This window comes from Streptomyces sp. NPDC027672 (assembly GCF_055566335.1).
Genome location: NZ_JBVHSO010000016.1, coordinates 15,239 through 39,218, shown reverse-complemented (window position 1 = coordinate 39,218; position 23,980 = coordinate 15,239). Strand labels below are relative to the sequence as shown.

Genomic DNA, 23,980 nt, shown 5'->3' with positions numbered 1-23,980 from the left:
CCCAGTTCCCCAGAGGAGTGCCATGACCGTCACCGCGGCCCGCAGCGGCCGGCTGACCGATCTTCCCGTCCTGCTGGTCGCGGTGGTGTGGGGCTCCAGCTATCTGGCCGCCAAGGGTGTCACCACGGAACAGACCGTGCTGGCCGTGCTGGTGCTGCGGTTCGCCGTGGTGCTGCCGGTGCTGGTCGCCGCGGGCTGGCGGCGGCTGCGCGGCCTGAACGCCGTGCAACTGCGCGGGGCCGGACTGCTGGGACTGATCCTCGCCGGGATCTTCCTGCTGGAGACGTACGGCGTGGTGCACACCTCGGCGACCAACGCCGGGCTGATCATCAGCCTCACCATGGTGTTCACCCCGCTGGCCGAGAGCCGGGTGCGCGGCACCCGGCTGCCGGGCGCCTTCATGACGGCCGCCGGGCTCTCGGTGCTCGGCGTGGCGCTGCTCACCCAGGGCGCCGGTTTCAGCGCCCCGAACGGCGGCGACCTGCTGATGCTGGGGGCCGCCGTCGTCCGTACCGTGCATGTCCTGGCCATGTCCAGGATGGAGTCGGTACGCGGAGCGGACGCGCTGTCGCTGACCACCGTCCAGCTGGGCGGGGCGGTCGTCGTGTTCGCCGCGCTGGTGGCGCTGCCGGGCACCGGCGCCTCGCCCTGGGCGGCCGCGGCCGGCTTCGGCGCCGGGGACTGGCTCGGGCTGCTCTATCTGTCCGCGTTCTGCACCCTGTTCGCGTTCTTCGTGCAGATGTGGGCGGTGCGCCGTACCTCCCCGTCCCGGGTGAGCCTGCTGCTCGGCACCGAGCCGGTGTGGGCCGCGGCGGTCGGCATCGCCGTCGGCGGGGACCGGCCCGGCTGGCCGGGCCTGCTCGGCGCCGTCCTGGTGCTCGCCGGCACGGCGTGGGGGAGGTCGGTGGCGGACCGGGAACGGGGAGCCGCGAATGTCACGGAGACGGCGGTCACCGGGACGGGAGCCGAGGCCACGGGTGCCGGGGCCCGTCCGGCGGATCAGGTCGCGGGACAGTGACGGCGCCTCGCCAGCGCAGGTGAGCGGGGGGCGATGGGGGTACCCCGCATGCCCTTGAGGCAGTGAGAGAGGGGGTGCCGGGCCTTCGCGTCCGGGACGGGATCCGTTGGACAGGCCCTGAGGCCGCGGTGGGAGATCAGGCGTCCAGCCAGCCGAGCCGGACGGCACAGGCCCCGGCCTGGAAGCGGCTGGCGGCACCGAGGCGTTCGGTCAGCTCGGAGACGAGGCGGCGGATCGTGCGTTCGGAGACGCCGAGCTTGCGGGCCATGGCCTCGTCGGTGAGTCCGCCCGCGAGCATCCGCAGCAGTTCCAGGTGGCGTCCCTCGGGGCGCCATGCGCCGTCCGGCCCGGCCGCCGCGTCGCTCAGCACGTTCGCCGCCGCCCAGCAGTGCTCGAAGATCTCCCGGAACACTCCGACCAGCGTCTCTCCTCGGAGGATCACCGCCGTGATCTCGCCGATGGCCGACGGCGGCACCGGTACCAGCGCGGTCGAGCTGTCCACGACGATCAGCCGCAGCGGCAGCGTGTGCGCGGTGCGCACCTGCGCCCCGGCCGCGCTCAGCCGGCGCAGGTAGGACGCCATGTGCGGCACGGCCGCCGCGGAGCCCAGGTGGATCGTGCGCATGCGCACCCCGCGCCCGATCACCGCGAGGTCCCGCCCCAGGCCCGACTCGACCATCTGAGCGGGCAGCGCGCGTCCGGGGTGCAGCGACAGCACCTCCTCCTCGACACGCCGGGACACGTCCTCCAGCGCCGCCGAGACGTTCGCGGCACCGGTCACCACCTCCATCCGCACCGGGAGCAACTCCCGTGCGTACACCGGCTGGAAGTCCGTGAGGATCCGCGTCAGCGCGGAACGCGTCCGCTGCACGGAGCTGAGCAGCCCGGCCGTGTGCTGCTCCTCCTCCACGAGGAGATTGCGCAGCGCGGTGTCGGGCGACAGCGCCGTCCACCCGTTCCCGCTGTCCGGGGCCGGCACGAACAGGCGTAGTCTGTTGAGGAGTTGGAGGGCGTCGGCGAACTCCGCGTCGCTCCAGCCGCGCTCGCCGATCACGCTCTCGGGGTGCCAGTTCGCATCCTCCAACGCCATGCGATAGAGCTCCTGCGCACGCTCCTTCACATCCATCGGGCACCTCTCTGTCGTCCCCCGGCGCGACCGCCCCCCGGCCGGGCGCCCAGTGGATCTTAGGAACGTCCCTGCTCAGCTGGCCAGACAAGGTCCGGCATACGGACGCGGCGGGAGCCGGGCGAAGCCGTCCGGCCCTGGCCATGGCCGGTCCCGGAACCAGCGGAGACATGGCGGTGGGTGACCGTCCCGGCACATGCTGACGGCACACCGCGTACTCGCGCACCGCACACCCAGCCCACCCCGATCCCGGAGGTTCGCCATGCCCGCTCCGTCCCCCGCGTCCGTCCCGTCCCCCGCGTCCGTCCGGCGTCGGCTCCGGCGTGTCGCCTCCGCCGTCGCCCTCGCCGCCCTGCTCGCGGGCGGCGTCTGCGTCGCGGGTGCACCGGCGGCGGGCACCACGGCCGTCGCCGCCGGCTCCGACTCCCTCATCTGGGGCTGACCGCCGTGTCCGTACCGGCCGTCGCCGTCGTCGCCCCGCTCACCGGGCCGCGAACGGCCGCGGGCACCGTCCTCCTCGCCGAGGTGGACCGGCTCCGTGGCGGCGCCCCGGGAACGGCCGACTGGCAGGTCTTCCACGAGACACCCGGTGTCGCGCACACCGTGGTGGCCGGCGGCTTCACGGCGGTCGTCGGCCACGCCGACCCGTCGGTCGCCGACGGCGCGCTGGAGGTCTACCGGCAGGCCGGACTGCCCTGTCTGCTGCCGCTGCTTCCCGGCCGCGCGCCCGCGCTGAGCTGGGCACCCGACGAAACCCACCTCGCCCGCGCGCTGGCCGACGCCGCGCTCGCCCTCGCCGCGAGGGCGCTGACGGTGGCGTACGACGACGACCAGGACAGCACCGGGCTGGCCGGGCTGCTCGCCGCGCAGGCACGGGCGACGGGGCTCGCCGTACGGACCGGTGGGGGCACCGGTGACGTCCTCGCCCTGCTCGCCCCACAGCACCGGTTGCCGGCCCTCCTGCGCGCCCGGGAGGGGGAGTCGTGGCGGGCCGTGCTGGTGGTGACGGACTGCGGGCTGCCGTCGTTCGACGCGCTCGTGACGGCAGCCGCTCGACTGCCCGTGTGGGCCGTCCATGCTGAGCCCTGTCTGGTCCGCCGTACCCGGGCGGCCGTGGCCTCGCTGGCCGCCGCCCTGGCCGAGGACCCCTCGCTGCGGGGCGCCCGGCTCGCCTCGCGGGTCCTGTCCCGCTCGGCGCTCCTGATCGGTCCGGACGGCGGTGTGCTCGGCGGGGGGCGGCGCGTGTCACGGCTGTCCGCGGTGTGCCCGATCCGGGCCGCGGCCCGGGAGAACGCCCTGACCGTCCCGCACACCCAGGCGGTCTGACTCCCGGCCCAGACGCCCCGCACCCCCGCCACCACACGCCACTGACCAACGGCACGCCCGGGCCGCGGGCTGCAATCGCCGAAGCGGCCGGGATCAGATGCATTTCCTCGACCGGGCTGACCGGCCGAGGCGCTTCGTCGTCCTCGGCCGCATGCGTGAGCTGCCCGGCCGGACCTCAGGCGCCCAGCTCCTCCTCGATCGCCACGGCCACGGCCGGCCAAGGTACCTTCGGCTCCCCGAACAGCCGCCAGTAGCGGTACGACGCGCGGACCAGGGAGCTGACGCCCAGCGCCGTCGCACCAGGTTCGATCGCCGCGATCACTCGGCGGGTGATCCCGCCTGCTCCTCGTGAGGCAGGACGGATGCCGTGCGCGACGAGGAGAGTGGCGGTGCGGACGGCGTCCAGGGTCGGTGGTGGGGCCAGGGACGCGAACCTGCCGAACACGAGGTCATTCCAGCCCGTCCGGGTCCGTGCCCAGGCCAGTCGTTCCAGACCGGTACCGAGGTCCACCGCCATGTGAGCCGGGTTGTCGCTGTTCCAGAGGAGGACGATGTCGCCGATGGGCAGGTCCACATGGTCGAAGTGAAGGGTGATGCCCTCGACCCGGCGGCGCCTCCAAGGGGTCAGCATGCCGTGGACGCCGATGTGGCGGGCATGGAATCCGAGCCGGGACAGCAGGCTGATCCAGCCGTCCAGGATGCTCCCGTACTCATCCATGTGCCGGATCGGCTGGACCCGGGAGATGTTGACGAACGAGGTCAGGAATCCCGGCCGGAGATCACCCGATGCCTCACGCTGTCCGGTGAAGCGGACAACAGGCTGGGGCAGGAAGCCACTGCGGTAGGTCACCGGACGCCCATCCTTGAGGAAGGGATCGAGAGCCTGGACCGCCGAGATCGTCAGCTCGGTCTCGCGTCCCCACCGAAGGGGCAGACAGCTGGCCTGCGGGACGCCCTGGGCCGCGAAGCCGGTCGTGAGCCCCGCCAGCAGTTCCTCCCACGACGGTGACCGACGAGGCGGACGGTATGGCGATCCTCTGTGCGCGTGCTCGATCTCGAGTCGTCTGTCGGAGACGGTGAACTTCCACTGGGTCCCGAGGGCGTGCCGAAGGACCTCAGGGATGAGGGCGCCCGAGGGAGGCGATGCCACGAACGGGCGTTCTCTGGGAGGACCCGTCAGCACGGCCGGCTCGCCATCGCCATGAAGTGGCGGGCCGGATCGAAGCGGTCCATCCCGATCTCCTGGACCTCCGCGTACTTCAGGGCGTCAGCCTTCTCGATCGCCTGCGCCAGGAGCTCCGCTGCCCTCTCGTCGTCCACGGTGGGATCGGCCACCGCCACCACGCCGGTCTGCTCGCACAGAGCGGCTTCGGCGCATGTGCCCTCGCGCCAGGTGAGCGCGGCCATGGGGGTGCCGGCGCGGAGGGACTCGCCGAAGACCGCGGCGCCGGCCTCCACGTACGTCCGGGCGCAGGTGTAGACGAAGACGGAGGCGCCGCGGAGGGCGGCCGTCTTGGCGGGGCCGCCGAGTTCACCGAGCCACTGCACGTGGTCGGCGTGGAAGAGGTGGTGGTGGCGTCGTACGTACGCGTCGTCGAAGACGGGTCCGGCGATCCGTATCCGGCGTCCGAGGATCTTGGCGGCTCGGACAGCGAGGTGCGGCGCCTTCTCCTCGTCTATGCGGCCGAGCCACAGGAGATCGCTCCCGGCGGTGGCCGGCGGCTCCTCCTCGTCCAGGCCGAGATGGACGGCGAGTTCGGGGATCGGCCGGTGGCCTGCGTACCGTTCGATCATCTCGGGCGAGTAGCAGTAGAGCCGCGAACGCAGGCCGTCGAAGGCGGTGTCCGCGTGGGGGAAGACGGGTGAGTGCTGGAACGTGGCGACGTCGCAGTCCAGTTCGTCCCAGGTGCGGGTCCAGGCCGGCAGCGACGGGTATTCGTGCCCCACGACCAGCAGGTCGTATCCGTCACCGCGGAGCTCCCGCTCGGCGAGTGATCCGGCGGTGATGTCCTCCAGACGGACCGGCCGACGGACCCAGTCGCTCTCCAGGCCCGTGAGCCAGCCCGGCCCGAGGAGGTGTACGTCGGCGCCCGCGGCACGGGCGCCCACCGCGATCGCCCACAGCCATCGTTCGATCCCGCCGTATCCGGCGGGTGGGAAGGCGTAGCTACCAGGGAAGTCGCAGACGCCGACGAGCACTATGCCTCCGGGGTTCCGTCCGCCGAGATCCGGCGGAAGCCGAGGTACGGGAAGAGGGATTCGGGCAGGACGATCGAGCCGTCCTGCTGCTGGCACTGTTCGAGGAGTGCGGCCAGGGTGCGGCCGATGGGCAGACCGGAGCCGTTGAGTGTGGCGACCAGCTTGGGCTTGCCGTCCTCGCCGCGCGTGCGGATGCCCGCCCGGCGGGCCTGGAAGGTGCCGAAGTCGGAGACCGAGGAGATCTCCCGGTAGGTGTTCTGGCTGGGGATCCAGACCTCGAGGTCATAGGTGAGCCGGGCGGAGAAACCCAAGTCGCCGGCGGCCAGCTTGACCACGCGGTAGGCGAGCCCGAGCTCCTTCAGGCACGCCTCGGCGTGGCCGACCATCGTCTCCAGCTCGGCGTCTGCCGTCTCCGGATCGACGATCTTGACCATCTCGACCTTGGAGAACTGGTGCTGGCGGATCAGGCCGCGGGTGTCGCGCCCGTAGGAGCCCGCCTCCGAGCGGAAGCACGGGGTGTGGGCCGTGAGGGCCAAGGGCAGCTCGGCGGGCGGGATGATCTCGTCGGCGTAGAGGTTGGTCAGCGGCACCTCGGCCGTCGGGATGAGGAAGAGGTCACGGTCGGCGGCGCCGGTTTTGAACAGGTCTTCCTCGAACTTCGGCAGCTGGCCGGTGCCGGTCATCGTCTTGCGGGTCACCAGGTACGGGACACCGTGCTCGACGTAGCCGTGGCGGCGCGTGTGCATGTCGAGGAAGAGCGTGGCCAGGGCCCGCTCCAGGGCGGCGCCGGCGCCACGGGACACCGCGAAGCGCGAACCGGAGAGTTTCGTGGCGCGGGCGAAGTCGAGGATGCCGGTGGCCTCGCCCAGGTCGACGTGGTCCTTCGGCTCGAACGAGAACGCCGGCGGGGTGCCGACCCGGCGGATCTCGACCGCGAACTCCTCGGAGTCGCCGTCCGGGGCCGCGTCGTCGGGGAGGTTCGGGATGGTCAGGAGCAGTTCGCGCAGCTCTTCCTGGACCTTCTCCTGCGCGGCCTCGATGCCGCGGATCTGGTCCTTCAGCTCGCGGGCGCGCTCCTTCAGTTCGGAGATGTCCCCGCCCTGCTTGGCTGTCCGCTGGACCTCGCTCGCCACCCGCTTGGACTCTGCCCGCAGCTCGTCGGCCGAGCGGATGTTCCGGTTGCGCCGGGACTGGAGGTCTTCCAGCCGGGACAGGTCCAGGGAGTAACCGCGACGAGCGAGCCGACGTACCGCTTCGGCACCCATGTCCATCAGGGCGCGGGCATCATGCATGGGGAAGATCCTTTTTATCCGGCGAGTGGGATGGGGATACCGCGTCGACGGTAGCAACCGCGGGCCCTCGCCGATCCGCGATATCGACGCGTCACCACCGATGGTGATCTCGCGCGGAGCGACCCTCGATGAAGGCCGGCGGGCACCGGCAGCCCGTCGCCGATCAGCACGCGATGGCCAGGGAGTTGCAGCACGGCGAGCACGCCTCCGAGCATCCTGCGCTGACCTCCTCGTCACGATTCGCTCCGAGAGGCCTCCGCTGTCGCCAAGAGGTCGCCGAGCACTGTGGCCATGGGCGCCGCTCGCGGGTCGCTGGACTCCATGTAGAAGAGGAGACCGTCGACGGCCAGGAGGCGGCACCAGCGCACCAGCACGGGAACGGGAATCCGGGAGACGCGCGAGCCGATGCCCAGTCGCCTGGTGGTGCCGCGCCCGAGGTCGTAGTAGACGGTCCAGAACGCCCAGTCGAACGCGGGGTCGCCCACCATGGGAAGGGGGTCGATCAGCCGGGGGTGCCCCAGCCGGTCGAACAGCACGTTCTCCCGGTACAGGTCGGCGTGCAGCACCGTCGCCCTGCGCGACCCCTCTTCCAGGTCGGTGGCGGCAGGGAGCCCGGCTCGGACGAGGGGACGCCGGCTGCCGAGGTCGAGTTCGCGTAACCGCCGCCCGATCCGAGGCCGGATTTCTCGGGCGAGGTGGTCGGTGAGGAGCGGAAGCCGCTCCGGCCGGCGCCTGTGCCGCCCCAGGGTGTGCAGTCCCTGAAGGGCCGCCGCCACGGTCTGCGACTCCCCCCTCGGCCGGTCCGCACCGCCAGGCCGCCCCCCGACGAGTTCGAGAGCGGCGGTGGCCAAGTCGCCCCCGGCGTGCACGACCTCGGCGGTCGGCCCACGGGCCCAGAGCCGTAACGCCTCCACTTCGTGGCGGAAGCGAGACGGATCAACCCACGCCTTGAGCAGCAGCGGACGCCCGTCGAGACCGGCCGCGGTCGCGAGCACCGAGGCGTGTCCGGCGTCGTGATACTCCCCGAGCGAAAGTTTCCAGCGCTCCGCCGCCCGGGCCAGCCGCTCCGGGACGGAGTCGAGCGACGGCTCGACCGCAGGCCCGTAGTGCGTGAGCAGCCGGTGGCGGGATCCCGCGGGGATCTCTCCGAGCGTCCGCTTCGTCATCAGCTCAGCACGAGACCGTCGGAGACGAGTTCGTCCGTCAGGGCCGGGAACGCGCCCAGCGCCTCCGCCACGAGGGCCTGCACCTTGTCGATCTCGGCGTCCGGGGCGGAGAGGCGGACCAGGATGCGCCACGGTTCATCCAGACGCTGACCAGTGGTGCTGACCAGATGCACTTCCGCGTGTCCGTCCGTGGCCTCGTGCAGGCGCAGGGCCAGACGCTGGGCGGCGATGTTGTAGAGCTTTCCGACGTGGTAGACGGGGTTCTTGCCGTTGGCGCCCTCCAGGTTCATCGGCCGCAGCGGCGTGATCAGCCCGTTGACCCGGTTGCCCCGCCCGACGACGCCCTCGTCCCCCGACTCGATCGAGCTTCCGGTGTAGGTCAGGTAGAGCTCGTCCTGGTCCGGGACGTCGCGGGCGTTGAGCCGGAAACGCACCCGGGCGCCAGGCAGCCGGAGGCCGGCCAGCCGGTGGCACTCGGCCAGGACGGTCTCCTTGTTGCGGAGGTACTCGGCCCGGCCGGCGACGTGTCGTGACTTCTGCGGCACGCACAAGACGATGTCGGCCTCGTCGCCGTCCCAGAAACCCATGAGCTTGACGTCGGATCCGCACCACGCGTGGGTGAGGGTGAACTCGCTCTCGCCGGAGAAGTGGTTCACCACGTCGCGGACGAACGACTCGAAGGTGTTCTCGGGAGCCCATCCGGTGCCCAGCGAGGTGTCGTTCGAAAGCCGCACCCGGCGCTCGCGGAGGTCGGCGACGGAGCGGGGGCTGAACCAGCGCGTGCGGTCGGGGACCCCGTCACCGGTGAGGACCGCCCCCGGGCTGGAGTTGCTGGTGATGTTGAAGACGATGTCGAGATGGTCCGCCGCCTCGGGAAGCCGCTCGGCGAAGAACGCCCGGACCTCGGCCTCGACGATCTCCTCGACCGGGATCGTCTCGCCTCCGCACCTGGGTGCCGCGCGCCCGTTGACCAGGACCCGGATCGGGGCTGTCATCTCACCTGCCCCGTAGCGGACTTCGCTGGCACCGCCGAGGAGGGCGAGCTTGTCGAAGTTGTGGTGCAGCACGGCGCCGAAACGCGCGACGGTGTGGTGGCTGTAGGCGCGGGACAGCCGCTCGGCGAGGTGGTCGGCCAGGGTGTCCGGGTGGCCCAGGCCCTTCCGCTCGACGATGGCCGTGGTGTCCGGTCTGGCCATGGCGGTGTCGATGACGAGGTGACTGTTGCCGATGGTCGTGCTCGTACGAGGCATCACGCACTCCCGTTCAGGGGTTTCCCGGCGGCTTTCTCGGTCTCCTGGGACAGTAGGCAAGGAACCCCGCAGCACCCCGGAAAATCCTTCCGGGGTACCTTTCGGCCATGAGGTGATGCTCAGGACATGCGAGGGATGGCAGAGCATCTGACCGTCGGCGAGCGCGTCGCCTGGTACCGGCGCCGACGCGGCCTTTCCCAAGAGGTCCTGGCCGGCCTGGTCGGACGCTCCACGGACTGGCTGAGCAAAGCGGAGAATAACCGGATCGAACTCGACCGCCTCTCGGTGATCACCGCGCTCGCCGAGGCCCTCGACGTCTCTCTCGGGGACCTGCTCGCCGAACCGACTCTCATGGAGTGGTCCGACGGCAGCGGCCGCGGCACGGTCCCCGCCCTGCGTGAAGCCCTCATGGACTACAAACAGCTCACCCCCTTGCTGGGGCTCCCATCCACCGACGAACCACCGGCTCTGGAGGACCTGCGGGCCGATGTCAGGGAAGTCCTCGATGCCTATCAGGTGTCCCGGTACGGCTTCGCGACTCGACGGCTTCCCCTCGTCCTGGCCGACGCCCTCGCTGCCTCCCGCTCGTACTCAGGGCGTGAAGGGGAGACAGCCCATGCCGAACTCGCCCTGGCCTACCACGGAGCGGCCATGGTGCTGGGCAAGGTCGGGGAGTCGGAACTGGCCTGGATCGCCGCCGACCGTGGCCTGGCGGCAGCGCAACAGAGCGGCCGGAACACGGTGACGGGTTCGCTCTTCCGCGCGGTCACGCACTGCCTGATGGCCAGTGGCCGCTTCACCGCGGCGATCCAGCTGGTGAACGACGCGGCAGCCGTCATGCAGCCCGGCCTGGGCACGGCGAACGACGAGTACCTCTCGGTCTACGGCACGCTCTTCCTCGCCGGCGCCATGGCGGCCGCCCGAGCGGAGGACCGGGCCACCACCCGCACCTTCCTCCGCGAAGCCGATGAGACCGCGCAGCGACTGGGTGCCGACGCCAACCACCTGTGGACGGCCTTCGGCCCGACCAACGTGGCCATCCACTGCGTGGCCACCGCCGGAGAGCTCGGGGACGTCCAGATAGCCGCGGACCTCGGGCAGCGCATCGACACCAGCGGCTTGCCTGTGGAACGGCGCGTGAGGCACGGCCTCGAAGTCGCCCGAGCCCTCAGTGCCCGGAAGCGGACGGACGAGGCCCTGGCCACTCTGCTGGACGCCGAGCGGGCCGCCCCCGAACAGGTACGCCACCACTACCTGAGCCGTGAATTGGTCATCGGCTGGATCCGCGGCACCCGAGGCCGTCCCTCCCGTCCCGTGGCAGACCTGGCCCGCAGGATCGGCGTCGTCGGCGGCTAGAGTCCGTCGCGTGAGCGAGAACGAGCACGAAGCGAAGATGTCCCGGCCGCGCATGGCAGCCGGCGCGCTCTTCTTCGACGACGCCGACCGGGTGCTGCTCGTCGAACCCTCGTACAAGGACTATCGCGACATCCCCGGTGGCTATGTGGAGAAGGGTGAGTCACCCTTGCACGCCTGCGCGCGCGAAGTCCACGAGGAACTCGGCATCGAGCCCGCCATCGGCCGCCTGCTCGTCGTGGACTGGGCGCCGAACCCCGGAGAGGGGGACAAGGTCCTCTATCTCTTCGACGGGGGCCGCCTCACCGCGGACGAGTGCCGGCACATCGAGCTGCAGGCCGACGAACTCCGCGGTTACGCCTTCCACGATGTCGAGGAACTGCCGGAACTCACCATCCCCCGGCTCGTACGCCGTATCACCGCCAGCATCGAGGCCCGTGCTCACGGGGTGACCGCCTACCTGGAGCACGGGGTGGCGCCGGGAGCAGCGCGCTGAGCCAGAGGCGACCTCGGCGAGCAGGACCACCTCACTCATCAGCCGCCCGAAGATTTGCAGTGGCCGCCCCGCATCCGGGGTTACGGCGTCCGGTACGCCCGTAGGAACGTGTTCACCCCGCCGTCGATGAGGCGGTCCCGCTCCGTGGGAGGGAGGGGGAGGACGCCGTAGTGGGTGAACTGGACGATCGTGTGCGAGATCAGGGCCATGAACTGGCTCGCCGCCAGGGACGCGTCGCCGTGGAGGTTGAGCAGGCCCGCCTTCTCCAGGCGGGTCATCGCCTCGGTGAGGGCCCGGCCGACCGGGGCGGAGCCGGCCTCGTGCCAGGCGGTGAGGACCTCGGGCGGCACGTGGTCGGCCTCCGCGTGGATGTGGCGGACCAGGGCGAAGTGGTTGGCGTACTCCGTCATGAGCCCGATGAAGCCGCGGGCCAGGGCGACGAGGTCGCGTTCGAGTTCCGCGGGGCGTGCCGGGCGCGCGGGGTCCAGGACCGTGCGCAGACAGGCCAGTTGGGCGTCGCGGACCTCGCTCGACGTCCAGGTCACGACCGTTTCGAAGAGCTGGGCCTTGCCGCCGGGGAAGTGGTTGTAGAGCGTCCGCGTGGAGACGCCGGCCGCGGCGGCGAGCGCGTCGACCGAGGCGCGCGCATAGCCCTCGCGGCCGAAGACCGTGCAGGCGGCGCTCGCGATGGCCATCTGTTTCTGCAGCTTGCGCGGCGGTACCTCGTGCCGCGCCCGGTCCAGCCGGGACTCGTTCGTCTCGCCCACGCCGCCTCCTTCGCGCTCGGCCCACCTTAACCGAGGTACAACGACCATTGTAATTTTTACAACGAGCGTTGTAGTTTGCTGTCGCGGGTCTCGTCCGGGGCCCGCTCAGCGACCGCTCATGGGGGACTGCCGTGTCCGTTACCGATTCCGTCACCGAGGCCCGTACCGCCGCGGCGGACCGTCCGCTCCGCGTCGCCGTGATCATCGCCAGCGTGCGCGAGGGGCGCCTCGGGCCGGCGGTCGCCGACTGGTTCCTCGGTACCGCCGCCGCGGCCGCACCCGACGCCGAGTTCGACGTCGTCGACCTCGCCGCCGTCGACCTGCCGCTGGTGATGCCGGGCTGGGGCGGAATGCCGGGCCCCGCGGCCGTCGCCGCGCTGCGGGACGTCTCGCCGCGGCTCGCCGCCGCCGACGCGTTCGTCGTCGTCACGCCCGAGTACAACCACAGCTTCCCGGCGGCCCTGAAGAACCTCCTCGACTGGCACCTGCGCGAATGGCAGGCCAAGCCGGTCGGCTTCGTGTCGTACGGCGGTCTCGGCGGCGGTCTGCGCGCGGTCGAGCAGCTCCGGCTGGTCTTCGCCGAGCTGCACGCCGTGACCGTGCGGGACTCGGTCAGCCTGCACGGCCCCTGGTCCGGCCTGGGCGAGGACGGCGTGCCGCGCGACGCCGAGGTCTGCGCCGGCGCCGCCAAGGGCATGCTCGGCCAGCTCCTGTGGTGGGGCCGCGCCCTGCGCACCGCACGCGCCGAGCGCCCCTACGCGGGCTGAGGACGACGGCGGTGAGCACGCTCCGGTGTACCCGCTCGCGCTCGCCGCGGTGATCCCGGTCGCCGCCTGGGCGATGGCCCGGATCGGCGCCGAGCGGACCTACGTCCTCGCGCTCTGCCTGTTCACGCCGGGCTCCCTGCTCGCCGCCTGCGCCTGGGACGCGGCCGTGACCCGTTTGGGCGCCGGGCCGAGCCGTCTGGGAGTACGGCTGAGCGTCCACCGACCTCCGAGTTACCCCGCCGTCAGCTCCGTGAGGTCCGTTCGGTCCGGCAGCTCGGGCAGGTCGGGCAGGTCGGGCAGGTCGGGCAGCTCCGGCAGGGGCAGTGTGTGCCGGGTGTGGAGGGCCTTGGCCCGCAGGTAGCGGACGTTGTGGGCGGTGGTGAAGACGCCGGTGGGCACCCGCTCCCGTACGGTGATGCCCCGCGCGCGCAACTGCTCGGCCTTGTCGGGGTTGTTGGAGAGCAGGTCCAGCTCGGTGACGCCGAGGGCGGTGAGCATCTGCGCGGCGGCCGTGTAGTCGCGGGCGTCCTCCGGGAGCCCGAGGGCGGCGTTCGCCTCGTAGGTGTCCAGGCCCTGGTCCTGGAGGGCGTACGCGTCCAGCTTGTTGTAGAGGCCGATGCCCCGGCCCTCCTGGCGCAGGTAGAGCAGGATGCCGCCGCGGCCGGCGACGCGCTCGACCGCCTCGCGCAGTTGCGGGCCGCAGTCGCAGCGCGCCGAGCCGAAGACGTCGCCGGTCAGGCACTCGGAGTGCAGCCGCACCAGCGGGACCGGGCCGGGCTCGCCCAGGACGACGGCGAGGTGCTCCCGGCCGTCGGTGAGACCGTGGAAGGTGACGAGTTCGGCGTCGGCGCGGTAGCCGTCGGCGAAGCGCAGCGGTACCCGGACGCGGGCGCGCGGGGTGGCGGCGGGGAGGTCGGGCATGCGGAATCCCTCCGGGCGAGGTGCTTCACATTTGAAGCAGTGGTGGACCGGACCCTACCTTGTGCTTAAAAGTTAAAGCAATTGGCCCCGCCGGGCCTCGGGGTCTCCGGCACGGGAACCGCCCAGGTCAGCAGGGAGACGAGCGGCGCCGCCAGGGCACGTCGTCCGCCCCGGGATCCGGGCCCTCGCCCTGCAAGCCGCGCGCGATGCTCGTGCAGATCTCCTCCAACTGCCCCACCTGCTCCTCGGTGAGCCGGTCGAACAGCAGGGTGCGGACCGTCTCGACGTGCCCGGGCGCCGTACGCTCCAGGACGGCCCGCCCCTCGTCCGTCAGCGCCGCGAGCGAGGCACGCCTGTCCTCGCGGCAGTTCTCCCGGCGCACCAGCCCGTCCCGCTCCAGCCGGTTCACCACGTACGTCAGCCGGCTGCGGGTGATCTTCAGCGTCTCGGCGAGATCGGTCATGCGCAGCCGCCGGCCGGGGGCGTCGGAGAGGTTGGCCAGCACCGAGTAGAACAGGTGCGGCATGCCGCCCTCCTGCTGGAGCTGCCGGTCGACCGCGTCCTCCAGGAGGCGGGAGGCGGCGATGTAGGCGCGCCAGGCGCGCTGCTCCTCGGGAGTGAGCCAGCGGGTCGTCATGCCGCCAGTGTAGGTTTGTTTAAAACTTGAACCAAGACGGCCGTGCCACCGCCCGCCCCGAAGAAGCCACTCTCCGCCCCGGAAGAATCCACCGCCCGCCCCGGAACCGTCCGCCCACAAGAATCCGCCCGCCCCGGAAGAAAGAGCGCCGATGCCCCTGCCGTACGTGCTGCTGTCCGCCGCCGTCTCCCTCGACGGCTGTCTGGACGACACCGGCCCCGAGCGGCTCCTGCTGTCCAGCCCGGCCGACTTCGACCGGGTCGACGAGGTGCGGGCCTGGGCCGACGCCGTCCTCGTCGGCGCCGGCACCCTCCGCGCCGACAACCCGCGCCTGCTGGTCAACTCCGCCGAGCGGCGCGCCGCCCGGCGGGCGGCGGGCAGACCGGAGTACCCGCTGAAGGTCACCGTCACCGGTTCCGGCGATCTCGACCCGGCGGCGCGCTTCTGGCACACCGGCGGCGACAAGCTGGTCTGCACGACCGACCGGGGCGCCGTACGGGCCGCCCGGCTCCTCGGCCGCACCGCCGACGTCGTCCCGCTCGGCCCCGTCCTGGACTGGCGGACCCTGCTGGAGCACCTGCACGACGTGCGCGGGGTGGAGCGCCTGATGGTCGAGGGCGGCGGCACGGTCCACACCCAGCTCCTCCAGCAGGGCCTCACCGACGAACTCCAGCTCGTCCTCGCCCCGCTGTTCGTCGGCGACCCCGCCGCCCCACGGCTGTTCGGACCCGGCGCCTACCAGGGCGGACGGCTGCGGCTGCTCGATACCCGCCGGATCGAGGACGTGGTCCTCATGCGGTACGCGCCCACGGCCCCCGGCACCGGCCCGGACGCCACCGCCGCCGACCGCCACTGGCTGCGCACCGCCTGCGACCTCGCGGCCCTGTGCCCGCCCTCGGAGACGGCGTTCAGCGTCGGCGCGGTCGTGGTCGCGGCGGACGGCACGGAACTGGCCCGGGGCCACTCGCGCGAGGGCGGCGATCCCGTGGTGCACGCGGAGGAGGCCGCGCTCGCCAAGACCGATCCGGCCGACCCCCGGCTGCCCGGCGCCACGGTCTACAGCAGCCTGGAGCCGTGTGCCCGCCGCGCCTCCCGGCCCGCGCCCTGTGCCGAGCTGATCCTGCGGGCGGGGGTGCGCCGGGTGGTCACCGCCTGGCGGGAGCCCGACACGTTCGTGACCGCGGCGGACGGGACGGGTGTGCTGACGGCTGCGGGCGCCCGGGTCGTCGTACTGCCGGAGCTGGCGGACCTGGCCAAGGCGCCGAACGCCCATCTGCCGGGCTGAGCCCCCGGGCACGCGGGGAAACGCCGAGGGCCCGGAATCCACTGGATTCCGGGCCCTCGGCCTTCAGTAGCGGGGACAGGATTTGAACCTGCGACCTCTGGGTTATGAGCCCAGCGAGCTACCGAGCTGCTCCACCCCGCGTCGTTGTGACTCCAGTGTACGTCATCCACAGGGGTGCTCGCACATCGCTTCCCCGCGGCCCGCCGGACGGCCCGCCGGGCGTCACGGAAGGTGATCGGGCGGGCGCCGTGCGCATAACAACTGAGTCACCATCAAAACCCGGGGTGACTGCTGAACATTCCCGGGCGCCGGTCAACTCGTCGGGTTTGCCGGGGTATTGAGGGATAACTCCACCACCGAAAACGGTAATGATCACGCTGGACGGCTTGGAAAGTGACTGGCAAGTCTATTAACGTTCGATAACGCAGCGCGGTCGTCCCAGCCGTCACAGAAGGCGGCTCCGCGCGCACGCGCCGAATCCCGCAAGGGAACCGGGGAACCACCATTCCGGGGTGAATCACGCGGGTACCGCAGTGGACTCAGGGGAGCCCACGACCGGTATACGCGCGTAGGAGACCTTCCTGCTCCGAACCCGTCAGCTAACCCGGTAGGCGGAGGAAGGAAAGGAGCGCGCCCGCGTGGCGTCCAACCGGCCTGCCCCCGAAGCCCTGTCCATACCGGCACAGCGCGAGTCCGAGCCCGAGATCTTCGGCTACGGCGCCCACCCCGCCGACGACGGCCCGTGGGAGGAGTGGAACCCCACCGAGGAATCCGTCGCCCCGGTCCGCGGCCGGCACCGGGTCGCCAAGCAGCGCGGCGGCTTCGCGCGCAGCTCCACCGTCCTCGGCGTCGGCGTCATCGCCGCGGTCGGCGCGGGCGGCATGGCCAGTGCCAACTCCGGCAAGCCGCCGGTCTCCCTCGCCCTGCCCGATCTGCCCTCCGTGGGCTCCCTCTTCGACGACGGCTCCGCCGACGACCAGGCGTCCGAGGCCACCGCGACCGCCGCGCTCAGCACCGTCGCCGTGGCCGCCGGGGACACCCGGGGCGACGCCGACGCGGGCGAGCTGCTGCGCAACCGGATCATGGCGCAGGCCGAGCAGCAGCAGGGCCAGGCCGACAGCAAGGCCACCGCCGCCGCGCTCGCGGCCGTCGGGAAGCAGAGCGCCGAGGCCGCCGCGCAGGCCGAGAAGGAGGCCGCCGCCGAGGCCGTCGCCGCCCAGCACAAGGCGCAGGCCGACGCCGAGAAGGCCAAGGCGCAGGCCGAGAAGGCGGCGCAGGAGAAGCGGCTGGCCGAGCTGGCCAAGCAGTACGCGCTGCCGACCTCCGCCTACACGATCACCGCGACGTTCGGCCAGGGCGGGACCATGTGGTCCTCCGGCCACCACACCGGTCTGGACTTCGCCGCCGCCGCCGGCACCCTGATCAAGGCCGTGCACAACGGCACGATCACCGAGGCGGGCTGGGCCGGCTCCTCCTACGGCTACCGCACGATCCTGACCCTGGACGACGGCACCGAGCTGTGGTTCTGCCACCAGTCCTCGATCAACGTCACCGCCGGCCAGAAGGTCGCCACCGGCGAGGTCATCGGCCGCGTCGGCTCCACCGGCAACGTCACCGGGGCGCACCTGCACCTGGAGGTCCACCCCGGCGGCGCGCCCGCCGGCATCGACCCGATGGCGTGGCTGCGCGACAAGGGCCTCAACCCCTGACCCGCCCCTGACCCGGGTCCCTCGACCGGACCGGTCCGGGCTCGCGGGCCCGGGTCCCGCACCGGTCCTGATCAGGTTCCGGTCCGGCCCCGGCCCGGTCTGATCCGGTCTGATCCGGGCGGCGGGCCTCCGCTCCCGCCGCCCGCGCCGTGAAACTCGGCGCCGGGGGCGGGATGCGATCGCCCGCCGCCGGCGTTGGCACCGGGTATGACGTCACTTCGTACACTCGGCTCCTCCGACCTCGAGGTCTTCCCGCTCTCCCTCGGCGGCAACGTCTTCGGCTGGACGGCCGACGAGCAGACCTCCTTCGCCGTCCTCGACGCCTACACGGCCGCGGGCGGCAACTTCATCGACACCGCCGACGTCTACTCGGCCTGGGTCCCCGGCAACAAGGGCGGCGAGTCCGAGACGATCATCGGCAAGTGGCTCGCGGAGCGCGGCAACCGCTCCGACGTGGTCATCGCGACCAAGGTCAGCCAGCACCCCGAGTTCCAGGGCCTGTCCGCCGGCACCATCAAGGCCGCCGCCGACGCCTCCCTGCGCCGTCTGGGCACCGACTACATCGACCTGTACTACACCCACTTCGACCAGCCCGAGGTGCCGGTCGAGGAGATCATCGGCGCGCTGGACGAGCTGGTGAAGGCCGGCAAGGTCCGGCACATCGCCGCCTCCAACATCAGCGCCGAGCGCCTGGAGGAGTCCCTCGGCTTCTCCGACCGCGAGGGCCTCGCCCGCTACGTCGCCGTCCAGCCGCACTACAACCTGGTCTCCCGCGACACCTACGAGGGCGCGCTCCAGGACGTCGCCGGCCGCGAGGGCCTGTCCGCCGTCCCGTACTTCGCGCTCGCCTCGGGCTTCCTGACCGGCAAGTACCGGCCCGGTACGACCGTCGACAGCGCCCGGGCCGGCCAGGCCCAGGCCCACGCGGACTCCGCGCGCGGACAGAAGGTGCTGGCGGCCCTGGACGAGGTCGCCGCGGCCCACGAGGCCCCGGTCGCCACGGTCGCGCTGGCCTGGCTGGCCGCCCAGCCGACGGTCACCGCCCCGATCGCCTCGGCGCGCACGGTGGAGCAGCTTCCGGCGCTGCTCGGCGTGGCGGAGCTGAAGCTGACGGAGGCCGAGGTGGCCAAGCTGACGGAGGCGTCGGCCTAGAACGTCTCGTTCGGATCATGCCGGGCCGCACCCGTCCGGACCGGCCGGGGCGGCCGCACGCGGTCCGGCTACGTCCGGTACGGGTTGTACGCGGGGTACGGCACCGCCGGATACCCGTATCCGTAGGCCACCGGTCCCGCGTACACCGGCCGGGCCGGTGCCGAGGCCCGGGCCGCGTACTCCAGCGCCGGCCGGGCCACGTGCCGGCGCTGCCACAGCTCGTCCAGCAGTTCCCGCTCCCGCACGGTGAAGTCCGCCCCGGCCCTGCCCGCGCGCCCGCGCCGCCGCAGGAGCGCCAGCGAGGTGGCGTACCCCTCGTACCGGGCCACCTCCCGCGCCGCCGGGCGGCCGTGGTGGTGCCGGGCGTAGTCCCGGGCCATCCGGCGCGCCGCCATCGAGCCGAGCGTGAACGGCTCGGCCGGACCGATCCAGCCGGCCGCCGCGTACGCCGGCAGCTCCGCCCGCACGGTGCGCAGCTCCCGCTGCCGGGTCCGGACCGCGAGCCAGGTCAGCAGCCCGAACGCGGGCACCATGAAGGCGCCGTAGACGGCGAAGAAGCCGTACTCGCCGAAGGTGGCCGAGCCGTTCCAGAAGGCGTGCATGCCCATCGCGAGGAGCAGTCCGCCGGCCGGCAGCAGGACGCGCCGCACGTGCTGCCGGTCGGCGGACAGCGCGGCGATGCCGAAGCCGATGCCGGTGAGGACGGTGAACAGCGGGTGCGCGAACGGGGACATCACGATGCGCACGAAGAAGGTGGCGGCGGTGACGGAGGCGATGCCGCGCCCGCCGGTGAGCTGGTCGGTGCCGAAGGCCGTGCCGAGGTAGAGGATGTTCTCGGTGAACGCGAACCCGGTGGCGGTGACGCCCGCTATCACCATCCCGTCCACGATCCCGGTGAAGTCCCGCCGGCGGAAGAGGAACACCAGCAGGACGGCGGCGGCCTTGGCGGACTCCTCCACGATCGGCGCTATCACGGTGGCGCCGAGGGTGTCGGCGCTCGCCGGGTCCGCGGTGGAGGTGGCGATCCATCTGGTCGCGAAGCTGTTGGCCACGATGGCGATGAGCGCCGCCGCGCAGGCGCCCCAGGCGAAGGCGAAGACCAGGTTCCGCCAGGGGCCCGGCCGCACCCGGTCCAGCCAGCGGAAGGCGGCTATCAGCCAGGGCACCGGCAGCACGCCGAGACCGAGGCCGACGAGGAAGCCCTCCGTGCCGGTCTGCCGCCGGACCAGCGCGAGGATGACCAGGCCGGACAGGGCGAGCAGCGAACTCAGCGCCCCGTACCGCACCCACCTGCGCTGCCACCAGTGCGGGTGGTGGAGCACACCGTCGCCGGGGCTCGGGGGATACGTCGGGAACGGAGGACTGGTGGCCACGGCATCGACCCTAACGGTGGCGGGACGAGGGGCTGATCGGATTTCCGGGACGGCCCGGGCCCGGTGGTGCGGGCGGGCGGACTGCCCGGCGCGGGTCAGCGGTCCCGGTCGTGGGGTACGCGGCGGAACAGGAGATCGTGCACCACGTGACCCTTGTCCAGTCCCTGTCCCTCGAAACGGGTCAGCGGCCGGAACGCCGGGCGCGGCGCGTAACCACCGTCCGGCCGGGTGTTCTCGAAGCCGGGGTGCGCGGTGAGCACGTCCAGCATCTGCTCGGCGTACGGCTCCCAGTCCGTGGCGCAGTGCAGGACCGCGCCGGGCTTGAGCCGGCTCGCGGCGAGCGTCAGGAACTCGGGCTGGATGAGCCGCCGCTTGTGGTGCCGCTTCTTGGGCCAGGGGTCCGGGAAGTAGACGCGCAGCCCGTCCAGCGCGTCCGGGCGGAGCATCTCCCGCAGCAGGATGATCGCGTCGCCGTTGGCCACCCGGATGTTGGACAGGCCGTTGCGGTCGGCGAGGGCCAGCAGATTGCCCTGGCCGGGTGTGTGCACGTCGACGGCGAGGATGTTGGTGTCCGGGTCGCCCGCGGCCATCTGCGCGGTGGCCTCGCCCATCCCGAAGCCGATCTCCAGCACCACGGGCCGGTCGTCGCCGAACAGCTCGCCGAGGTCGAGGACCCGCTGTCCGTCGATGTCCAGTCCCCACTTGGGCCACAGCCGCTGGAGCGCGTCGGCCTGCCCGGCCGTCACCCGGCTGCGGCGCGGCTGGAAGCTGCGGATCCGGCGCTCGAAGTGCGAGCCGGCGGGATCGGCCCTGGGCCCGTCCGGGAAGCGCGGCTCGCCCTTGGCCCGGGTGTGCCGGACGGGCTCGCCGCCGGCGTGGGGGGCCGCGGGCGGGGCATCGGGGGAGTTCGGTGAGTCAGCCACAGTACGACCGATTTTAAGGGTCCGGGCGGGTCAGTCCGCCGAGCGCAGCAGGCCCAGTGCCCGGCGCCCGATCTCCCGCCCGATCGGCAGGGACGCGGTGGCCGCGGGCGAGGGCGCGTTCAGCACGTGCACGGCCCGTGCCGCCTCCCGGATCAGGAAGTCGTCCACGAGCGTTCCGTCCCGCAGCACCGCCTGCGCCCGCACCCCGGCCGGCGCCGGCCGCAGGTCGGCGGCGGTCACGGCGGGCAGCAGTCTTCGCACCGCCTCCAGGAACGCTCTCTTGGACACCGAGCGGTACAGCTCGCCCGCGCCGTAGCGCCAGTGCCGGCGGGCGATCGCCCACGCGCCCGGCCAGGCCAGCGTCCCGGCCAGCTCCCGGGGCCGTACGTCCCGCCGGCCGTACCCCTCCCGGGCCAGCGCCGGCACCGCGTTCGGGCCGATGTGCACCCCGCCGTCGATCCCGCGCGTCAGGTGCACCCCGAGGAACGGGAAGGCCGGGTCCGGCACCGGATACACCAGGCCCCGCACCAGGCCCGGCCGCGCCAGCTCGTAGTACTCCCCGCGGAACGGCACGATCCGCATCCCGGGCTCGTCGCCGGTCAGCCGGGCCACCTCGTCGCAGTGCAGTCCGGCGCAGTTCACCAGCACGCGGGCGCGGACGATCTCGCCGGCCGCGGTGAGCACGGCCACGCCCCGCTCCGGCCGCCGGTCGACCCGGACCACCCGCGCGCCGTACCGGATCTCCGCGCCGGAGGCCCGGGCCAGCTCCCGGGCGACGGCCGCGTAATCGCACACGCCGGTCGTCCCGACGTGTATCGCGGCGAGACCGCGCACCTCCGGTTCGTACGCGGCGATCTGCGCGGGGCCCAGCTCGCGCACCGGGATGCCGTTCTCCCGGCCCCGCTGCACCAGGGCGTGCAGCCGCGGCAGCTCGGCCCGCTCGGTGGCGACGATCAGCTTGCCGGTGACGGCGTGCGCGATGCCGTACTCGGCGCAGAACTTCACCATCTCGGCGGCGCCCCGCACCGCGTACCGCGCCTTGAGCGAGCCCGGGCGGTAGTAGATCCCGCTGTGGATGACGCCGCTGTTGCGGCCCGTCTGGTGCCGGGCGGGCCCGGCCTCCTTCTCCAGCACGGTCACCCGCGTGCCCGGCGCGGCCCGCGTGATCGCGTACGCCGTCGACAGCCCGACGATTCCCCCGCCGATCACCAGCACGTCACAGTCGTACGCCCCGGCCCACACCCGCACCACCTCCGCCTCCGATAGTGCACTGCGCCACTGACAGTGCCTTCAAACGCGGGGCGGCACGGGCGGCGCCGACGAGCGCGGGCGGCCGCGCACCGCCCGCGCACGCGCAGACACGCGGGGTCACGGCCGGGCGGGCCCGGCGGTGCCGGGAGCCCCGGCCTACGCGGTCGTCATCAGCAGCGGCCGGGCCCGCTCCCGCAACTCCACCACCTGCGGCTCGTCCCCGTACGGCTCCAGCCGGTGCAGCAGGTCCTTCACGTACTCGGTGGTCCGCGCCGACGAGATCCGCCCGGCCACCTCCACGGCCCGCACGCCCTGCTCGCAGGCCGCGTCGAGGTTGCCGGACTCCAGCTCGGCGACGGCCGAGACGACCAGCCGCAGCCCGTGCGAGCGCACGAACTCCTCCGTCGGCTTGGACAGGGCGTGCTCGGTGAAGCGCCGCACCTGCCGGGGCGCCTTCAGGTCGCGGTAGCACTCGGCGGCGTCGGCGGCGAACCGGTCGTATCCGTAGAAGCCGAGCCAGGAGGGATCGTTGTCGCCCTCCCGGGACCGTTCGAGCCAGCCCTCGGCGGCCTTCAGCGCCGCGCCCGCCGCCTGCGCGTCGCCCGCGCGCGCGTGGGCCCGCGCCTCGACCAGCCGGAAGAAGCTCATGGTGCGGGCGGTCGCCAGCCCCCGGTTCCGCTCCAGCGCGGCCTGCGCGAGGTCCACGCCCTCGTCGCCGAAGCCCCGGTAGGTGGCCTGCAGCGACATGGAGGCGAGGACGTACCCGCCGAGCGGGACGTCCGCCGCCGCGCGCGCGAGCCGCAGCGCCTGGATGTAGTACCGCTGCGCGGCCTCCTGCTGGCCGGTGTCGAAGGCCATCCAGCCGGCGAGCCGGGTCAGTTCGGCGGAGGCCCCGAACAGGGCGCGGCCGACCTCGTCGGAGTAGGAGCCGAGCAGCAGCGGCGCCGCCTCGACCCGCAGGCACTCCGGCACCATCGACGAACGCCAGTCCCCGCCGCCGTACTTGGAGTCCCACCGCCGGGCGTCCTCGGCGGCCTCCCGCAGCTTCTGCACGTCGCTGTGGCCGACTTTGAGCGGTGCGCCGGACCCCTCGGCGGAGCCCGCCTCGCGCGCGACCGAGCTGTCGGCGGGGGTTATCAGCCAGCGTGAGGCGGGCGTCGCGTAGGCGCTGACCGCGAAGGAGCCGGCGAGGGACTGCCAGATGCCGCCGGAACCGGCCCGGCGCCCGGCGAGGTCCAGGCGGTACAGCTCGGTCGCCGACTTCACCGCCTGGCCCACGTCCCGGGGGAAGGCGAGGCCCACCTCGGGCGCCGGATCGGCGTCCGCCAGGCCGATCTCGTGCAGCGGCACCGGACGGCCCAGCTTCTGGCCGATGGCGGCGGCGATGAGGTGCGGCGCGGCGCCCTGCGGCACCATGCCCTTGGACACCCAGCGCGCCACCGACGTCTTGTCGTAGCGCAGCGTCAGTCCGCGCTGGGCCCCCAGATCGTTGACACGCCGGGCGAGGCCGGCGTTGCTGATTCCCGCGAGGGCGAGAACGGCGCCGAGTTTCTCGTTCGGCCCGCGTTGCTCCCTGGACATGCGCCACCCCTCGACACAGACGGCTGCCGCACTGGCATAACCACGCGGCATTCGTAAACCCAGCGTAGTTCGCCGCATCCCAAGCGTTAAGGGGCATTGTTCCGGATGGCGGGATTGTGGTCCGTGGGCCGGCGCCGGGCCTGTACGCACCGTGCACGGGGCGTCGCCGCGTGCCCCCGGCCGTGTGGCCGTGCGCCTGCCCGTGCGCTCTTCTCCGGCCATCCGGAGAGCGGTTCCATGGCTCGTGCGTGGGTCGGCCCGCTGTACTGGATCCAGTGGGCTGGGGGACACCGCCGCCTTCATCCCCGCGGGTGGCGGACCGGTCCGGGAGGCGTCACCCGCCTCCCGGACCGTGCGTGTGTACGGGCCGCCGGGCCCGGCGCCGCCC

At 72.7% G+C, this 23,980-nt stretch carries 22 protein-coding genes, 1 tRNA gene and 1 riboswitch; of the genes, 9 read left to right on the top strand and 14 right to left on the bottom strand.

Features of this window, described 5'->3' with window-relative positions:
• Positions 1-22: 22 nt before the first annotated feature.
• Entirely contained in the window at positions 23-1,018 is a 996-nt protein-coding gene (locus ACZ4SV_RS30840) for a DMT family transporter (protein WP_468008167.1), read from the top strand.
• Positions 1,019-1,154: 136 nt separating this feature from the next.
• On the opposite strand, the gene ACZ4SV_RS30835 is transcribed toward ACZ4SV_RS30840, so the two are convergent.
• The gene (locus tag ACZ4SV_RS30835) at positions 1,155-2,108 is read right to left on the bottom strand and encodes a helix-turn-helix transcriptional regulator (RefSeq protein ID WP_468008165.1); all 954 of its coding nucleotides are present in this window, start codon (positions 2,106-2,108) and stop codon (positions 1,155-1,157) included.
• Between the two features lie 298 nt (positions 2,109-2,406).
• On the opposite strand from ACZ4SV_RS30835, the gene ACZ4SV_RS30830 reads away from it, so the two are divergent.
• The gene (locus ACZ4SV_RS30830) at positions 2,407-2,586 is read left to right on the top strand and encodes a hypothetical protein (RefSeq protein ID WP_468008163.1); all 180 of its coding nucleotides are present in this window, start codon (positions 2,407-2,409) and stop codon (positions 2,584-2,586) included.
• Between the two features lie 5 nt (positions 2,587-2,591).
• Complete coding sequence (locus ACZ4SV_RS30825; RefSeq protein ID WP_468008161.1) at positions 2,592-3,470, top strand: hypothetical protein; 879 nt, start codon at positions 2,592-2,594, stop codon at positions 3,468-3,470.
• A 175-nt stretch (positions 3,471-3,645) separates the two neighbouring features.
• On the opposite strand, the gene ACZ4SV_RS30820 is transcribed toward ACZ4SV_RS30825, so the two are convergent.
• From ACZ4SV_RS30820 to ACZ4SV_RS30800, 5 genes are all read right to left on the bottom strand, one after another.
• Complete coding sequence (locus ACZ4SV_RS30820) at positions 3,646-4,320, bottom strand: hypothetical protein (protein ID WP_468008158.1); 675 nt, start codon at positions 4,318-4,320, stop codon at positions 3,646-3,648.
• A gap of 326 nt (positions 4,321-4,646) precedes the next feature.
• Positions 4,647-5,669 carry a glycosyltransferase gene (locus ACZ4SV_RS30815; protein WP_468008156.1) on the bottom strand — a complete coding sequence of 341 codons (1,023 nt, stop codon included), beginning with the start codon at positions 5,667-5,669 and terminating at the stop codon, positions 4,647-4,649.
• The gene (serS, locus tag ACZ4SV_RS30810; protein WP_468008154.1) at positions 5,669-6,961 is read right to left on the bottom strand and encodes a serine--tRNA ligase; all 1,293 of its coding nucleotides are present in this window, start codon (positions 6,959-6,961) and stop codon (positions 5,669-5,671) included. The genes ACZ4SV_RS30815 and serS overlap by 1 nt, the downstream gene beginning before the upstream one ends.
• A 233-nt stretch (positions 6,962-7,194) precedes the next feature.
• Positions 7,195-8,127 carry an aminoglycoside phosphotransferase family protein gene (locus ACZ4SV_RS30805; protein ID WP_468008152.1) on the bottom strand — a complete coding sequence of 311 codons (933 nt, stop codon included), beginning with the start codon at positions 8,125-8,127 and terminating at the stop codon, positions 7,195-7,197.
• Positions 8,127-9,377 (bottom strand): methionine adenosyltransferase, encoded by a 1,251-nt coding sequence (locus ACZ4SV_RS30800; protein ID WP_468008150.1) that lies wholly within the window; start codon positions 9,375-9,377, stop codon positions 8,127-8,129. The genes ACZ4SV_RS30805 and ACZ4SV_RS30800 overlap by 1 nt, the downstream gene beginning before the upstream one ends.
• Before the next feature lie 135 nt (positions 9,378-9,512).
• Here ACZ4SV_RS30800 and ACZ4SV_RS30795 point away from each other — a divergent pair, with 135 nt between their 5' ends.
• Positions 9,513-10,733 (top strand): helix-turn-helix domain-containing protein, encoded by a 1,221-nt coding sequence (locus ACZ4SV_RS30795; protein ID WP_468008147.1) that lies wholly within the window; start codon positions 9,513-9,515, stop codon positions 10,731-10,733.
• 10 nt (positions 10,734-10,743) lie between these two features.
• Complete coding sequence (locus tag ACZ4SV_RS30790; RefSeq protein WP_468008145.1) at positions 10,744-11,226, top strand: NUDIX domain-containing protein; 483 nt, start codon at positions 10,744-10,746, stop codon at positions 11,224-11,226.
• Between the two features lie 80 nt (positions 11,227-11,306).
• Here the strand turns inward: ACZ4SV_RS30790 and ACZ4SV_RS30785 are convergent, their stop codons facing one another.
• On the bottom strand, positions 11,307-11,993 hold the full coding sequence (locus ACZ4SV_RS30785; protein WP_468008143.1) for a TetR/AcrR family transcriptional regulator: 687 nt from the start codon (positions 11,991-11,993) through the stop codon (positions 11,307-11,309).
• Positions 11,994-12,124: 131 nt separating this feature from the next.
• Here ACZ4SV_RS30785 and ACZ4SV_RS30780 point away from each other — a divergent pair, with 131 nt between their 5' ends.
• The gene (locus ACZ4SV_RS30780) at positions 12,125-12,760 is read left to right on the top strand and encodes an NADPH-dependent FMN reductase (protein ID WP_468008141.1); all 636 of its coding nucleotides are present in this window, start codon (positions 12,125-12,127) and stop codon (positions 12,758-12,760) included.
• Between the two features lie 231 nt (positions 12,761-12,991).
• Here ACZ4SV_RS30780 and ACZ4SV_RS30775 read toward each other — a convergent pair whose 3' ends face one another.
• Together ACZ4SV_RS30775 and ACZ4SV_RS30770 are read right to left on the bottom strand one after the other, a co-directional pair.
• Positions 12,992-13,681: a GTP cyclohydrolase II gene (locus ACZ4SV_RS30775; protein WP_468008139.1), complete on the bottom strand. Its 690-nt coding sequence runs from the start codon at positions 13,679-13,681 to the stop codon at positions 12,992-12,994.
• A gap of 127 nt (positions 13,682-13,808) precedes the next feature.
• Positions 13,809-14,318 (bottom strand): MarR family winged helix-turn-helix transcriptional regulator, encoded by a 510-nt coding sequence (locus ACZ4SV_RS30770; protein ID WP_468008137.1) that lies wholly within the window; start codon positions 14,316-14,318, stop codon positions 13,809-13,811.
• Positions 14,319-14,469: 151 nt separating this feature from the next.
• On the opposite strand from ACZ4SV_RS30770, the gene ACZ4SV_RS30765 reads away from it, so the two are divergent.
• Complete coding sequence (locus ACZ4SV_RS30765) at positions 14,470-15,603, top strand: dihydrofolate reductase family protein (protein ID WP_468008135.1); 1,134 nt, start codon at positions 14,470-14,472, stop codon at positions 15,601-15,603.
• Between the two features lie 67 nt (positions 15,604-15,670).
• Here the strand turns inward: ACZ4SV_RS30765 and ACZ4SV_RS30760 are convergent.
• Positions 15,671-15,744, bottom strand: a tRNA-Met gene (locus ACZ4SV_RS30760).
• A gap of 320 nt (positions 15,745-16,064) precedes the next feature.
• Positions 16,065-16,232: riboswitch (cyclic di-AMP (ydaO/yuaA leader) on the top strand.
• A gap of 9 nt (positions 16,233-16,241) precedes the next feature.
• Between ACZ4SV_RS30760 and ACZ4SV_RS30755 the strand changes: the two genes are divergently transcribed.
• Together ACZ4SV_RS30755 and ACZ4SV_RS30750 are read left to right on the top strand one after the other, a co-directional pair.
• The gene (locus ACZ4SV_RS30755) at positions 16,242-17,312 is read left to right on the top strand and encodes a M23 family metallopeptidase (RefSeq protein ID WP_468008133.1); all 1,071 of its coding nucleotides are present in this window, start codon (positions 16,242-16,244) and stop codon (positions 17,310-17,312) included.
• 207 nt (positions 17,313-17,519) lie between these two features.
• Positions 17,520-18,464 (top strand): aldo/keto reductase, encoded by a 945-nt coding sequence (locus ACZ4SV_RS30750; RefSeq protein WP_468008131.1) that lies wholly within the window; start codon positions 17,520-17,522, stop codon positions 18,462-18,464.
• 68 nt (positions 18,465-18,532) lie between these two features.
• On the opposite strand, the gene ACZ4SV_RS30745 is transcribed toward ACZ4SV_RS30750, so the two are convergent.
• The 4 genes from ACZ4SV_RS30745 to ACZ4SV_RS30730 form a co-directional block, all read right to left on the bottom strand.
• Positions 18,533-19,837, bottom strand: coding sequence for a PrsW family intramembrane metalloprotease (locus ACZ4SV_RS30745; protein WP_397936751.1), 1,305 nt, complete (start codon positions 19,835-19,837; stop codon positions 18,533-18,535).
• Positions 19,838-19,932: 95 nt separating this feature from the next.
• Positions 19,933-20,760 carry a tRNA (guanosine(46)-N7)-methyltransferase TrmB gene (trmB, locus tag ACZ4SV_RS30740; RefSeq protein WP_468008129.1) on the bottom strand — a complete coding sequence of 276 codons (828 nt, stop codon included), beginning with the start codon at positions 20,758-20,760 and terminating at the stop codon, positions 19,933-19,935.
• A gap of 30 nt (positions 20,761-20,790) precedes the next feature.
• Positions 20,791-22,011 carry an L-2-hydroxyglutarate oxidase gene (gene lhgO / locus ACZ4SV_RS30735; RefSeq protein ID WP_468008127.1) on the bottom strand — a complete coding sequence of 407 codons (1,221 nt, stop codon included), beginning with the start codon at positions 22,009-22,011 and terminating at the stop codon, positions 20,791-20,793.
• A gap of 156 nt (positions 22,012-22,167) precedes the next feature.
• Complete coding sequence (locus tag ACZ4SV_RS30730; RefSeq protein ID WP_365874452.1) at positions 22,168-23,592, bottom strand: MFS transporter; 1,425 nt, start codon at positions 23,590-23,592, stop codon at positions 22,168-22,170.
• Positions 23,593-23,980 lie beyond the last annotated feature (388 nt).

Bases quoted from the DNA above. Each gene is read 5' to 3' on its own strand.
- ACZ4SV_RS30805 (WP_468008152.1), bottom strand. From the start codon at position 8,127: ATGACGAAGCGGACGCTCGGAGAGATCCCCGCGGGATCCCGCCACCGG.
- ACZ4SV_RS30795 (WP_468008147.1), top strand. From the start codon at position 9,513: ATGGCAGAGCATCTGACCGTCGGCGAGCGCGTCGCCTGGTACCGGCGC.
- ACZ4SV_RS30765 (WP_468008135.1), top strand. From the start codon at position 14,470: ATGCCCCTGCCGTACGTGCTGCTGTCCGCCGCCGTCTCCCTCGACGGC.
- ACZ4SV_RS30775 (WP_468008139.1), bottom strand. From the start codon at position 13,681: ATGCCCGACCTCCCCGCCGCCACCCCGCGCGCCCGCGTCCGGGTACCG.
- ACZ4SV_RS30800 (WP_468008150.1), bottom strand. From the start codon at position 9,377: ATGCCTCGTACGAGCACGACCATCGGCAACAGTCACCTCGTCATCGAC.
- ACZ4SV_RS30835 (WP_468008165.1), bottom strand. From the start codon at position 2,108: ATGGCGTTGGAGGATGCGAACTGGCACCCCGAGAGCGTGATCGGCGAG.
- ACZ4SV_RS30750 (WP_468008131.1), top strand. From the start codon at position 17,520: ATGACGTCACTTCGTACACTCGGCTCCTCCGACCTCGAGGTCTTCCCG.
- ACZ4SV_RS30730 (WP_365874452.1), bottom strand. From the start codon at position 23,592: ATGTCCAGGGAGCAACGCGGGCCGAACGAGAAACTCGGCGCCGTTCTC.
- serS (WP_468008154.1), bottom strand. From the start codon at position 6,961: ATGCATGATGCCCGCGCCCTGATGGACATGGGTGCCGAAGCGGTACGT.
- ACZ4SV_RS30770 (WP_468008137.1), bottom strand. From the start codon at position 14,318: ATGACGACCCGCTGGCTCACTCCCGAGGAGCAGCGCGCCTGGCGCGCC.
- ACZ4SV_RS30840 (WP_468008167.1), top strand. From the start codon at position 23: ATGACCGTCACCGCGGCCCGCAGCGGCCGGCTGACCGATCTTCCCGTC.
- ACZ4SV_RS30830 (WP_468008163.1), top strand. From the start codon at position 2,407: ATGCCCGCTCCGTCCCCCGCGTCCGTCCCGTCCCCCGCGTCCGTCCGG.